This is a genomic window from Serratia inhibens, assembly GCF_003591175.1.
Classification (GTDB): Bacteria; Pseudomonadota; Gammaproteobacteria; order Enterobacterales; family Enterobacteriaceae; genus Serratia; species Serratia inhibens.
Window position 1 is genome coordinate 102,220 of record NZ_QYYG01000009.1, and the last position, 12,598, is coordinate 114,817.

Below are 12,598 nucleotides of genomic sequence, written 5' to 3' on the forward strand. Positions count from 1 at the left end.
TTTCTTTTATCGAGTTTTTAGCCCCGTACAGACGACGGGACACAGGGATAGAGTTCGCCAGAGTTCAGGACGGGCGAAATGATCGGGACAGGGAGTTAAAAAGATGAATAACCCGAGTTGTATTGGTCCGCGAAAACCGAAGCCGGTCTTGGCGTACCTGATATCTTGCCAAATGCTGCTGTTGCTGAATTCTTCCAGCGTGGCTTATGCGAGCCGTTATTTTAACCCGGCACTATTGGAAATAGACAACCCGGCGCTGCGTGGTGCGGATCTTTCTGTCTTTGAAGAAAACAGCAGCCAGGCACCGGGTAACTATCGGGTCGATCTTTATCTTAACGGTCAGCAGATAGATACCCGGGATATCGAGTTTCGTCTCCTGCGTGATGCGGCAGGCAAGCAAAGGCTACAGCCTTGTCTGAGCGCCGCGAAGCTGACGGAACTGGGCGTAAAGGCAAGCTCATTTCCCGCTATCGACAGCTCGGAAAGTTGCGTCAATCTGGCGCAGACGATCCCTCAGTCCTCCACCACTTTTCAGTTCAACCAATTGCGACTTAATCTGAGCATTCCCCAAGCCGCGCTGAATATGAACGCGCGCGACTATGTGCCACCTGAACTGTGGGATGCCGGCATACCGGCGCTGCTGGTCAATTACAACTTCACCGGCGCCAATAGTCGGGAGCGTGAAAGCCTGGGGCAAAACAATAACAACTATTACCTCAACCTACGCTCAGGTATCAACTGGGGCGCATGGCGCCTGCGTAACTATTCGGTGTGGAACCAATACAGCGGCGGAATTTCCTCATGGCGTTCGATTAATACCTACCTGCAGCGTGACATCGTTGCGTTGCAGAGCCGTTTGACGTTGGGTGACAGCACCACGGCCAGCGACGTGTTCGACAGCGTGCAGTTCCGCGGTGGGCAATTGGCCTCGGAGGATGAAATTCTGCCGGACAGCATGAAAGGTTATTCACCGGTGGTGCGTGGGATAGCGCGCAGCAACGCTCAAATCGTGATCCGCCAGAACGGGTATGTCATTTACCAAAGTTATGTGCCGCCAGGGGCGTTTGAAATTACCGATCTTTATCCTACCGGCGGTAGCGGCGATCTGAATGTGAGCGTTCGCGAAGCCGACGGCCAGGAACAAAATTTTGTAGTGCCTTACGCAGTGGTGCCGGTATTGCAACGTGAGGGGCGTTTTAAGTACAGCCTGACCAGCGGAAAGTACCGTTCCTACAGCGGCGGTGTCGATGAACATCCCTTTAGCCAGGCCACGGGTATTTATGGTCTTCCTTGGGGCGCGACGATCTATGGCGGGATGCAAGCCGCCAGCAAGTATCAGGGGCTGTCGCTGGGGTGGGGGCAAAATCTGGGGGCGCTTGGGGCCATGTCCACCGACATCACGCAGGCCTGGACCAAGCAGGAAGCTCAACCCAAAGATCAGGGGCAATCATGGCGGCTGCGCTACGGTAAAAACTTTATCGAGTCCGGCACTAACTTCAGCCTGGCCAGCTACCGTTATTCCACGCGCGGTTTTTATACCCTGCAAGAAGCGCTTGAGAGCTATGGCGGCAGGGCACTCTATAACGATCACAAGAAAAGCCGTGCCGAACTGATGCTGAGTCAAAGCCTGTGGGAGAGGGGCGGATCGTTATCGCTCAGTGTGTTCAACGAAGACTACTGGAACGACAATCGCCGCTCCCAGTCGGCAAGCGTCAGCTACAACAACAATTGGGAAAGCGTGAGTTACGGCTTGAATTATACCTTCAGCCAGAACGGGTATGACAGCAACGGTAATCGGACCTATGTCCGTGACCATATTGTGGCCTTCAACGTCAGCGTGCCATTGAGCAAGTGGCTACCGGGAAGTTATGCAACCTATAACATGAACAGCAGCCGCAATGGTGCCACCAGCAACAATCTCGGCTTGAGCGGCAGCGCGCTGGCGGGCAATAACCTGAACTACAGCCTGAGCCAGGGTTACACCGGCCGAGGTGTGGGGGCCAACGGCAATATTCAGGCCGATTACAAGGGCTCTCTGGCGGAACTGAATTTGGGCTATGGCTATGACCGCCACCGCCGGCAGGTGAACTATGGCATTCAGGGCGGCGTGCTGGTGCATCAAAACGGCATCACGCTGTCCCAGCCGCTGGGCGATACGGTCGCGCTGGTACAGGCACCAGGCGCAGCGGGCGTCAACGTGCTGAACCAGACCGGGGTGAGCACCGACTGGCGCGGTTATGCGGTAGTGCCTTATCTGACACCTTATCGCCGCAATATCGTTGGATTGGACGGAGACTCGTTTGCCGATGACGTCGATATGACGCTCAGCAGCCAGACGGTGATCCCGACCCGTGGCGCGGTGGTGCGCGCCAGCTTCAACCCTGACGTCGGCCAGCGGGTACTGATGACGCTGCTGACGCGCAGTGGTAACCCGGTGCCTTTCGGCGCTACGGTCGGGGCTTCCAACAACGCGGGTATCGTCGGCGACGGCGGACAGGTTTATCTGGCAGGTATGCCCGAAAGCGGCCAGTTGCAGGTTAAGTGGGGACATGACGCAACCCAGCAGTGTCAGGTCAGCTATCAATTGGCTAATCAACCCGAGAGCGGTGGGATTCGCCTGGTCAACGGGCAGTGTTTATAAGGTGCGCTTGATGAAAACGGTAAAATTAAATCAACGAGTTGTGATTTATTGTGGCCTGCTTTGCGCCGCTATGTTCAGCACACCGCAGGTACAAGCTGCCTTTGGCCAATGCAGGCCGATAGGAGGAACTCATCAATTTTCATTTATGTTTGCGCCTACGCTGAGCAGGCCGGAACAGAACATCACCGGCATGGTGATTAAGAATGCGTCCGGCAATAACTGGAATCTGAGCGATGCCTACGATGTGCAGTGCGAATGCACTAACCGCACGGCTTCTTATGTTACCGCCCGGTCGAGTCTGCCGGTGCAAAACCATGTAGAGGGTCCTTTAACCTATTACGTGCTGAATGAATATCTGGCAGTGGCCAGTGAGGTTTATATTGGCGGCAATCTGCAAGAGTATATCCCGACGCCTTTCAACAATATTTCCAATCGAAAAACGGAGCTGGAGCCCGGTGAAAGCTGTGCGAGAGCGCCTTATAGCAGCGGTGCCAGGGGACGAGTTCATCTCTATTTTCGCCGGCCTTTTGTCGGCCAGACCATCATCCCCAGTACCCGACTGGTCGAGAACTATGTCTCGGTGGTCAATGGGGTGAGCAGCGTTATCCCGGTATCAACGGTCACGATGAGCGGTGTGGTGACGGTGCCGCAAAATTGCGAAATCAGCCCGCAGACGGTGATGATTGATTTTGGCGACATTCTGTCTACTGATTTTCAGACCAAAGGAAATATGCCGCCTAATTTTACCCCGCATCAGAAGGAACTGACTCTGGCCTGTCGCAATATTTCCGCAGGGGTCAAGATCAGTCTGTCATTCAGAGGGGAAGCCGACAGCAATATGCCCGATGCGCTGAAGACCACTAACGGCAGTATAGGGGTAATGATTAAGGATCGGTCCGGTAATTCGGTTTTGCCGCAAAACGGGCGTCTGGCCGTTGATTTCAACTACCCCAGCCAGAGTGGCAGCACCAGGTTCAGTGCGTATCCGGTCAATACCACCGGGCAGATGCCTGCCGTAGGTAAATTCAATGCGACGGCGACCATTCAGGCAGAGATTCAATAAGTGGATTTTTAACCGTGGGGGAATTGTGTCCTCAAAGAAAAGGAGAGCGTGATGTTTAATGGCTTGAGTGGAATAAGCCGGGCGCTGGTCATTGCCGGCATTTTTCAGGTGGCGTTTCCGGTTGCGGCGGCAAAGTTACAGATAACCGGCACCATCAAAGCGGCGCCTTGCGTTGTCGATGGTGCAAACAGCAACATTCAGGTAAATCTCGGCGACAATATTTCTGCCGCTATCCTGGGGAGAGCCGGTTCCGGCAGCGAATGGATCGAGTTTCCGCTAACGCTGAAAAACTGCCCGACCACCACCACCTCGGCGACAGCGACTTTCAGCGGTTCGGAAGCGGAAGAGGGGGCCGATTTATATAAAAGCGTCGGCACATCGCGCAGGGTACAAATCGAGTTGCAAAGCCAAAGCGGTGCCAATCTGGGTAACAATAAAAGCATGGCGCAGTTGGTCAACCCACTGACGCACGAGGCCATATTCAATCTTCGGGCCCGAGCGTACAGCGTTAATGGTGGCGCCACGCCCGGCAGTATTGATGGCGTACTGCAGATTGCCTTTGTCTATGAGTAGGCATCCGATCGGCGAGTTTATCGTGCCAGTGTTCTTGACTGTCGGCTGCCGATGCGGAAGACCGGTGTTGCCCGGTGATGTTTTCCAGGCACGAATGGCTGACGAGGGATCGTTATAGCAAAGTTAAGGTGATGATATGAATATCAATTATCAACACGGTCATACGTCGGGTGCAGAGGGTTTACGCGATAAAAAAAATGGCACCGTAGTCATTATGGAGCCATGCCCAATCACTGCGTTAGGGATTGGCAATCGATTGACCGAGTTCTGTGATTATCAAAAGGACAGCATTCTGCAAGTGAGGAGTCTTGCCGAGTTAAAGCCCGTGTTAGCCCTACATCAGCCACGATTGTTAATTATGGAGCTGTGCGGCAAGTCGGAGTCCGTATTGGATGGCTTGCGGCTGATCGCCGATATGCATGATCAGGTACCTCATACCACGTTACTGGTATGCACGGCGCTGGATGAGCCCAGAGTACTGCGGCAAGTGATCGCCTCTGGCGTCCGCGGCATGATGTTGAAACAGGAGCCTGCCGTCGCGCTGGATCATTGCGTAAAGCAGGTTTTAGCCGGAGAAAAGGGTTTCAGCCATCGCATCCGCCAGCGAGGGTTGCATGAAGCGGCTGCGGAGAAGCCCCTGACGGCGCGGGAACTGGATGTATTGACCCAGCTATTTTCCGGCAAAAGCGTAACCAATGTGGCCTTGACGCTGTGCCGCGATATCCGCACCGTCAGTACGCACAAGCGTAATGCCATGTTAAAACTGGGTTTTCATAATGATGGCGAGCTTTATCTTCAGGGGAAATGGATGGCTATGAATGGCCCGTCCTTTGTTCGTTAAGGGTGTCCACTGGGCTGCGTTTTAATGTAGCAGGATTGAAGGAAGACAGGAGCGGGATATGCATATTTCATGTCATCAACCAGTCAGCATCGCGCTAATGGATGGTTGCCCATTGACGCTTGATGGATTGGCAAGCTTTATGGGGACACTCCCGACTCAGGGAAAGATTGTGGTACGGGAAACCAGTATGAGAGAGGCTGTCGATGGCGTTATCTACCAACAGGCCGATGTCTTGATCGCTGAATTGCAGGGTGCAGACGAGACGGCTGCGCAGGGGCGAGAGATGCTGCTTGACCTGTGCGCTCAGTTACCGGCCTTACGGGTGGTGGCTTATACCCGTAGCCAAAGCGTTGAAGAGCTTGCTTTGCTGTTGCGCCAGCCGGCTATCAGCATTGTAGCGAGGGATGATGCGTTGCCGTTGGTTGCGGGTTTTTTCAACCGGGTGTTGAGCGGCGAGCGAGTATTAAGCCCGCAGATTGGTACCTGTCTGGCGCGTACCTCCGTGCGAGAAACGACGGTAACGCGCGAGCTGACCCGTTGTGAAAGCGATGTTCTGGCCTTTTTGTTTAACGGCATGAGTTTGCGGGAGATTGCCGAGTTGCAGCGGCGCAGCATCAAAACCATCAGTGCACACAAGTGCAGTGCCATGCGTAAGCTGAAAGTGTCGAACGACAGCGAACTGTTTTCACTGCACGGCAAAATTACCGCCGGCCTGCCGGAGAGTGGCGGAGAAGTACGCAGCGTTAAGACGTGCGTTGGTGCGCCGACGCGTTTCTGGCAGCAGTGAAAGAATCGCAGCGGCAATGATAAGCTGCGGGAAAAAGCTGCGCTCCGCATTTTTCAAATGAAATGCCCCTGAAGAGATGTATTTCATGGTGTTTCTCCTTCGGGGCATTCAGTCTCTATTTTTCATTGTTTTTATATCAAATATTGATAATTCTGAATCGTTCTACGTTAGTGGCAGTATAAATTACGGTGTTCTGAATGTTTTTATGCCCCAGATAATCCTGGATCAGGCGCGTATCTATCCCTCGGTCAGCCAAGGCATAGCCGCAGGAGTGGCGAAGCATGTGAGGATGCACTTGAACGCTAATGCCGGCCATTTCACCGTACATTCGCATCAGCCGATACAGCTGTTGCCGCGATATTTGCCCGCCGTGGCGTGACAAAAACAACCACTGGCTATCGGCTTCAAGGTAGCCTGACCTTAGGCCAAGCCACTTCAACAAGGCATTGCGCTCTCGGGGTTGTATGGGGTGCTGAACGGAAAATCCATTTTTCAACCGGAATATATGCACCCGATTAGTTGTAAGATCAATATCCTGTAAACGTAATGAACGGAGTTCGCTGACCCGTAAACCATGAATAAAACACATCAGTAGCAGACAACGGTCCCGAATACTGTTTTTACCCTCAGGAACGGCGGAGATAAGTTGCTCAATTTCAACCTGGCTGAGAAATTTCCGTTTCTTCATTTTAATTACCTGGGCTATTAACGTTGACGGGGTTTTAATTGGTCGGTTTTTATTAAAGCACTTAACGCAGAGTGACGGCAAAGAAAATAAAATCACTTCAAGGTGTTAATGGTAAATTCATATATTTATTTTATTTCTATTTTTGCAGTGAATGTTTTTTTATATTTCTTATTGATAAATAGAGAGGGCTTTTTGAGTGGTAGCGCGCATTTATATTTCCATTAATTCAATTTAGTACTCTGCGGCAGGATATCCGTATGGAATATTTCTGATACCCATGCTGCCTGGATGGGGATGTTTTCTCCCTGTGTCGCAAGTGATATGAGAATTATTATTGATATCATTCTCTCGCCGCTTACAATGCCTGCCATCTCGGTTTGCAGGGTAAGGGTTTTTCATGGAGTTGCTACGGGTGGTTTACCGCCAGTATCGTTGGCCGTTTCTGGCGGTAATGGCGTTGACTATGGCTAGCGCGGCGCTGGGCATCGGCATCATCGCCTTTATCAATCTGCGGTTGATGGCAGCGGCGGGCAATCCACTGACTGTGCTGCCGGAGTTCCTTGGGCTACTGGCTTTGTTGCTGGCGGTGACGCTGGGATCGCAGTTGGCGCTGACCACGCTTGGCCATCATTTCGTATTCCGGCTGCGCGGCCAACTGGTGAAGCGGATCCTGGATACCCCTATTGAACGGATTGAGCAATTGGGCAGCGCTTCTCTATTGGCGAGCCTGGCCAGCGACATACGCAATATCACTCTGGCTTTCGTCCGTCTGCCGGAACTGGTGCAAGGGGTGATTCTGACGCTGGGATCTGCGGCCTATCTGGGCTGGCTTTCACTGCAGATGCTGGCAGTGACCGCTGTCTGGGTGGCGGTGACGGTTTTTGGCAGCGGGTATCTGGTATCGCGAGTGTATCGTCATCTGAGCAGCGTGCGTGAGGCGGAAGAGTGCCTTTACCAACATTATCAGTCTGCCATTGACGGCCGTAAAGAACTGGCGCTAAACCGTGACCGCGCGAAGGCGCTCTATCAACAGGCTTACCGGCCGGATGCTGAAGGCTACCGTTACCATATTATTCGTGCCGATACCTTCCATCTCAGCGCGGTAAACTGGTCGAATATCATGATGCTGGGCGCTATTGGCCTGGTGTTCTACATGGCCAACAGCCTGGGCTGGGCGGATACCGCCGTTGCCGCTACCTATTCACTGACGCTGTTATTTTTGCGCACGCCATTGCTGCAAGCGGTAGGGGCTTTCCCGATGCTGATGGGGGCAGAAGTGGCTTTCAACAAGATCAAATCCCTGCGGCTTGCCGATTATCAGCCGGCATTTCCAACCGTCGCCGCCAAAGCCTGGCAAACGCTGGAACTGCGCGACATCGTATTCCATCACGGTGCGACGGAGCAGAAAGCCGGATTTGCCGTTGGGCCTGTCTCCCTGACGTTGCGCCGGGGAGAATTGGTGTTTCTGATTGGCGGCAATGGCAGCGGAAAATCAACGCTTGCGATGTTGCTGACCGGTCTGTATCAGCCGGTCAGCGGGCAGATCCTGCTGGATGGCGTGGTACAGGAAGCATCGGACATGCACGACTACCGCCGTTTGTTTTCCGCCATTTTTACCGATTTTCATCCGTTCCACCATTTGCAGGGGCCGGATGGCCGCCAGCCTGATGCCGAATTGGTGGAACTTTGGCTTAACCGGTTGAACATGAAAAACAAACTGGAATTTGACGGCCAGCGAGTGACCAATCCGCAGCTGTCGCAAGGGCAGCGTAAACGCCTGGCTTTGCTGCTGGCGGTGGCAGAACAGCGGGATATCTTGCTACTGGACGAATGGGCAGCGGATCAGGATCCGCAATTTCGTCGTATCTTCTATCGCGAGTTGTTACCGCAACTGCGTGAGTTGGGCAAAACGGTATTTGCCATCAGCCATGACGACCACTATTTCGAACAGGCCGATCGGCTGTTGCAAATGCGCGATGGGCATCTGATTGAACTGTCGGGCAGCGAGCGTGATCACGCCAGTAAGGACTCAGTTATGCAGATTAGCTGATCTATCTCACTCCTTTCAGGCCGGTTTACGCGGCCTGAATTAAGGGTTCAGTCGCTCGAGCCGCAGCGAAAGTTCTCTTCTTCATTTCTCTTTACCGCCAAACCCCCCGCCAATTTAGGTTAAATCCAGCCATTTGTTTTAATAATAATTCATTTACTGATGGTTTGATTTTGATCGTTTTTATCGTGTCACACTATCTGGATACTGATAGGTGGGTTGTTGTTAGCCTGTGCCTTGTGAAGTGTGGCGTTGTCGTTTAATGCAAGGTCGCTATTCGGCGTGTCAGCGTGCTTTCTTGAAATCGCCATGCGAATAAAGCGTTCCATTGATTGTTAAAACTTATCAATGATTATTGTTCAATCAACTTAATCTATTGGTGAGGTGAGGCGTGATAAGGAAGGATGTGAGGGATATCAAACGTAAGGCCTGGTTGTGCGTGTTTATCGGCTGCGGGGTGTTTTGGCTGAGTGTAGCCGCCGTGATTTATGGGTTGCTGATGATTTAGGAAGTATGTCGATGGGCAAAAAACGTGTTGAAAATGGAAAGAGCGCCAAAGAGCGCAGTCTTGCCAAGATACCGCCTCGCTGGCAGTTGAGCGCCGCACAGCGCGATTTTATTGACGATCTTTGGCAAGCGGACGGCCCGGATTCTGTGCCGGCGCTACCCATTCGCCACGACGTTAGCGGATGATGCGATTACGCCCGGCGAGAACGCCAAACAGCATTTGCAGCAGGGTCAGGCCCAGCAGGATACTCAGCGGCAATTGCCAGCCTTGGGTCAGGTCGTGCAGCATGCCGAACAGCGTTGGGCCTAGCGCCGCCAGTAAATAGCCTACCGATTGCGCCATGCCTGACAGCTGCGTAGCCTGGTGTTGATGCCCGCTGCGCAAGCCAAAGAATGACAGCGCCAGCACCAAAGAACTTCCCGCCCCCAATCCGGCAAAGATTAACCATATCAGCGAGTTTTCCGGCAGCAGCAGCAGGCCGGTAACGCCAATAAAAATCAGCGACGAACTGCAAAATGCGATGGCGCGTTGATCGCGCGCGCGCGGCAGAATAAATACCATGACGAAGTTGGCGGCGATCGCCACCATCTGGTAAATAAACAGTTCGAAACCCGCCTGTTGCGGCGAGGTGCCGTGGCTGGCGGCAAAGGCGCTGAACCAACCGATAATGGTGTAGAAGGTGATGGACTGTAAGCCCATAAACAGCGCCACCTGCCACCCGAGCGCGCTGCCCCATGGCGAGCGGGACAGCGTCAAAGAGACCTGTTGCGTATCACCGGCCGTCGAAGCCGGTGGGCGGCGCAACTGCGGCAGCCAGACAATCAGCGCCAACAGGGTGGGCAGGCTCCAGCACAGCAGAGAGAAACGCCAGCCGAGGTTATTCAGTGACGCCAGCGGCACCGCCAGGCCGGATGCGGTAGCGGCAGCCAGCGACATCACCGCCGCATAGCCGGCAATCATGGCGGCGGCGCGGCTCGGGAAGTCGCGCTTTACCAGCGTTGGCAACACCACGTTGGCAAACGCGATGGCGGCGCCGATCAATACACTGCCTGACCACAGCATGCCGTTTTGCGGCAGGGAGCGCAGTACGATGCCCGCCACCAGCAGCAGCAGAGCCATGCCCAACGTGCGTTCAATGCCGATTCTTTTGGCCAGGCCCGGCGTTAGCGGCGATAAGACGGCAAACAGGATCAACGGCAGCGAGTTGAGCAAGCCGGCTGCAGTGGCGGACAGCATCAGCTGTTGCTGGATCTGTTCCAGTAACGGGCCCACGCTGGTCAGCGCGGCGCGCAGGTTAGCGGCGATCAGCATGATGCCGGTAATCAGCAATAAGGGGTGGCGTAAACGGCTGCGCTTCGTGGCGGCAGATTTTGGGGATAACGCGGAGTGTGGCATGAATTCCTCGCACCAGCATGCAGCCAATCAATGCTGCAAGACATGATACGTTGATTGACGTTAACGCTTACGTACCGGCAGGGTACCGATATCTGCGCGCAAGTGTAGGGAAGAACGGACGGCCTGACAAGGGGCGCTTAACCGGCGCGTACGGGATCTGCCGTTCAGCGATCCCGAATGCCCGATGAGCGGGAAGACCGCTCATCGGGCCGCAATCGCTTCGTTAACCGGCGACAGGTAGCGGGCTAAGCGCCATGCGCGCCGGTTCATTCTCTTCCGGGCGACTAAAGCGCCAGCAACTCTGGTGATATTTAGCCACGCTGTTGCGGTGCGCCACGCTCACCAGCGTCACCTGCGGCAGCTCATCAACCAGCAGGCAATACATCAGTTGCTCGGTTTCATCGTCCAGCGCGCTGGTGGCTTCGTCGAGGAACAGAATGTCCGGGCGGGTCAAAATGGCGCGGGCAAAGGCCAGCCGCTGCTGTTCGCCCGGTGAAAGGCGATGGCTCCAGTTGGCACCGGTGTCCAGCCAGCGCTGCAAATGCTTCAGGCGGCAATTTTCCAGCACTTTCAGCAGTTGTTCATCGCTGTAGTCGGCGGCGAGGTGAGGGTAACTGAGCGCCTCCCGCAACGTGCCTATCGGAATATAGCTGCGTTGCGGCAGGAATAATGCGCGGCTGGCGGTGTCCAGCCCAATGGTGCCTGAGCCGTACGGCCAGATGCCGGCGATAGCGCGCAACAGCGTCGACTTGCCGCAACCCGACGGGCCGACGACCAGCACGCGATCGCCGCGTTTCAGCGTCATGGAGCTTGCATCCAGCAAGTTCTGGCCGTCCGGCAGTTGCAGGCTGAGGTTATCAAGAATCAACGGCTGGGCGCTTTCCGGCCGCAACTGGATGCCGCGTTGCTGATGGTGTACCTGATCCACCGCAGCGTTAAAACCGGCCAGACGGTTCACGCAGGCTTTCCAGGTGGCAAGATCGCTGAAAGCGTCGATAAACCATGACAGCGCCCCCTGTACCTCGCCAAAAGCGGAGGCAATCTGCATCATGCCGCCCATCTGGATGGCACCGGAAAAGTAGCGCGGCGCCGCCACCAGCAGCGGGAAAACGATGGCGAACTGGCTGTAAAAGTTGGAGGCAATGTTGAGCCGTCGGGTGATACGCATGATCGACCACCAGTTGGCGCGAAGGGTATCAAAACGGCCGCTCAGCTGCTGTGCTTCACGGGGTTCGCCGTGGTACAGCGCGATGGCATCGTTGTTTTCGCGGATGCGGATCAGGCCAAAACGGAAGTTCGCTTCATAGCGCTCCTGGTTAAAGCCGAGCCGGACCAACGGCTTGCCGACCCACCAAATCAGCAAGGAGCCCAGTCCGGCGTACAACAGCGCGAACCACAGCATATAACCGGGCACGGTAATGGTGTGTCCGCTAATCATAAAGGTCATTGGTCCGCTGACGTGCCACAGAATGGTGACAAAGGAGAACAGCGTCACCAGGCTGGAGAGCAGCCCGAGCGACAGTGACAGCGAGTATTGGGTCAGGACGTTGAGATCCTCGGCGATACGCTGGTCCGGGTTATCGACGATCTGCTGTTGCTCAGTATGGTAATAGGCCTGATGCGCCAGCCATTTATCCATGAATTTTTCCGTCATCCAGCGCCGCCAATGCATTTGCAGGCCTTGGGTCAGGTAGATTTTATACACCGCCAGCACGATGAAGATCAGCGCCAGATAGGTGAAACGCCACAGTTGCGCCTTGAACACCGGATAATTTTTGTTTTGCAGCGCGTCATAGAACACCTGGTTCCACTGATTGATCTGCACGCTGATATACACCAACCCGAGCGACAGGGCGACGATGGTGATCAGCATCGACCAGGCTCGCCATTTCTCTTCCGAAACCCAAAACGGTTTAATCAACTGCCAGACGGCACGTTTTTGCGTAGGGGGGCTATTCATAAGGTTCTCGAGTTTTTACGTTCCGATCAGCATGAGCCGCCGGCCGGTAACAAACAAACCGCGACATGTAAGCAGTTTTAACGCGGCTAACCGTT

General features: G+C 54.4%; 11 protein-coding genes. 8 read left to right on the forward strand and 3 right to left on the reverse strand.

Annotation, left to right across the window (positions count from 1 at the left end; genetic code table 11):
- Nucleotides 1-103: 103 nt before the first annotated feature.
- The 5 genes from D4100_RS21660 to D4100_RS21680 all read left to right on the forward strand — a co-directional run bounded on the left by D4100_RS21660 (nt 104) and on the right by D4100_RS21680 (nt 5,905).
- Complete coding sequence (locus tag D4100_RS21660) at nt 104-2,641, forward strand: fimbria/pilus outer membrane usher protein (protein WP_119805229.1); 2,538 nt, start codon at nt 104-106, stop codon at nt 2,639-2,641.
- A gap of 145 nt (nt 2,642-2,786) precedes the next feature.
- Entirely contained in the window at nt 2,787-3,704 is a 918-nt protein-coding gene (locus D4100_RS21665; RefSeq protein ID WP_006318903.1) for a fimbrial protein, read from the forward strand.
- A gap of 51 nt (nt 3,705-3,755) precedes the next feature.
- Nucleotides 3,756-4,277, forward strand: a complete 522-nt coding sequence (locus D4100_RS21670) for a fimbrial protein (RefSeq protein WP_006318904.1) — start codon at nt 3,756-3,758, stop codon at nt 4,275-4,277.
- A 136-nt stretch (nt 4,278-4,413) separates the two neighbouring features.
- Nucleotides 4,414-5,118, forward strand: a complete 705-nt coding sequence (locus D4100_RS21675) for a LuxR C-terminal-related transcriptional regulator (RefSeq protein ID WP_043912421.1) — start codon at nt 4,414-4,416, stop codon at nt 5,116-5,118.
- A gap of 58 nt (nt 5,119-5,176) precedes the next feature.
- The gene (locus D4100_RS21680; protein WP_081304034.1) at nt 5,177-5,905 is read left to right on the forward strand and encodes a response regulator transcription factor; all 729 of its coding nucleotides are present in this window, start codon (nt 5,177-5,179) and stop codon (nt 5,903-5,905) included.
- Between the two features lie 136 nt (nt 5,906-6,041).
- Here D4100_RS21680 and D4100_RS21685 read toward each other — a convergent pair whose 3' ends face one another.
- On the reverse strand, nt 6,042-6,593 hold the full coding sequence (locus D4100_RS21685) for a tyrosine-type DNA invertase (RefSeq protein WP_006318907.1): 552 nt from the start codon (nt 6,591-6,593) through the stop codon (nt 6,042-6,044).
- 397 nt (nt 6,594-6,990) lie between these two features.
- Between D4100_RS21685 and D4100_RS21690 the strand changes: the two genes are divergently transcribed.
- The 3 genes from D4100_RS21690 (at nt 6,991) to D4100_RS25825 (ending at nt 9,333) form a co-directional block, all read left to right on the forward strand.
- A complete protein-coding gene (locus tag D4100_RS21690; RefSeq protein WP_119805231.1) occupies nt 6,991-8,643 on the forward strand; it encodes a multidrug ABC transporter permease/ATP-binding protein in 1,653 nt (550 codons plus the stop codon).
- Nucleotides 8,644-9,031: 388 nt separating this feature from the next.
- Entirely contained in the window at nt 9,032-9,148 is a 117-nt protein-coding gene (locus tag D4100_RS21695; RefSeq protein ID WP_043912424.1) for a YmiA family putative membrane protein, read from the forward strand.
- An 11-nt stretch (nt 9,149-9,159) separates the two neighbouring features.
- A complete protein-coding gene (locus D4100_RS25825) occupies nt 9,160-9,333 on the forward strand; it encodes a hypothetical protein (protein ID WP_006318918.1) in 174 nt (57 codons plus the stop codon).
- Here the strand turns inward: D4100_RS25825 and D4100_RS21700 are convergent.
- Together D4100_RS21700 and D4100_RS21705 are read right to left on the reverse strand one after the other, a co-directional pair.
- The gene (locus D4100_RS21700) at nt 9,323-10,543 is read right to left on the reverse strand and encodes a CynX/NimT family MFS transporter (RefSeq protein ID WP_119805232.1); all 1,221 of its coding nucleotides are present in this window, start codon (nt 10,541-10,543) and stop codon (nt 9,323-9,325) included. The genes D4100_RS25825 and D4100_RS21700 overlap by 11 nt on opposite strands.
- Nucleotides 10,544-10,766: 223 nt before the next feature.
- Entirely contained in the window at nt 10,767-12,503 is a 1,737-nt protein-coding gene (locus D4100_RS21705) for an ABC transporter ATP-binding protein/permease (RefSeq protein ID WP_119805233.1), read from the reverse strand.
- Between the last annotated feature and the right edge of the window lie 95 nt (nt 12,504-12,598).

Excerpts from the sequence above, each read along its gene's own strand:
- D4100_RS21660 (WP_119805229.1), top strand. The coding sequence starts at position 104 with ATGAATAACCCGAGTTGTATTGGTCCGCGAAAACCGAAGCCGGTCTTG.
- D4100_RS21665 (WP_006318903.1), top strand. The coding sequence starts at position 2,787 with ATGTTTGCGCCTACGCTGAGCAGGCCGGAACAGAACATCACCGGCATG.
- D4100_RS21670 (WP_006318904.1), top strand. The coding sequence starts at position 3,756 with ATGTTTAATGGCTTGAGTGGAATAAGCCGGGCGCTGGTCATTGCCGGC.
- D4100_RS21675 (WP_043912421.1), top strand. The coding sequence starts at position 4,414 with ATGAATATCAATTATCAACACGGTCATACGTCGGGTGCAGAGGGTTTA.
- D4100_RS21680 (WP_081304034.1), top strand. The coding sequence starts at position 5,177 with ATGCATATTTCATGTCATCAACCAGTCAGCATCGCGCTAATGGATGGT.
- D4100_RS21685 (WP_006318907.1), bottom strand. The coding sequence starts at position 6,593 with ATGAAGAAACGGAAATTTCTCAGCCAGGTTGAAATTGAGCAACTTATC.
- D4100_RS21690 (WP_119805231.1), top strand. The coding sequence starts at position 6,991 with ATGGAGTTGCTACGGGTGGTTTACCGCCAGTATCGTTGGCCGTTTCTG.
- D4100_RS25825 (WP_006318918.1), top strand. The coding sequence starts at position 9,160 with ATGGGCAAAAAACGTGTTGAAAATGGAAAGAGCGCCAAAGAGCGCAGT.
- D4100_RS21700 (WP_119805232.1), bottom strand. The coding sequence starts at position 10,543 with ATGCCACACTCCGCGTTATCCCCAAAATCTGCCGCCACGAAGCGCAGC.
- D4100_RS21705 (WP_119805233.1), bottom strand. The coding sequence starts at position 12,503 with ATGAATAGCCCCCCTACGCAAAAACGTGCCGTCTGGCAGTTGATTAAA.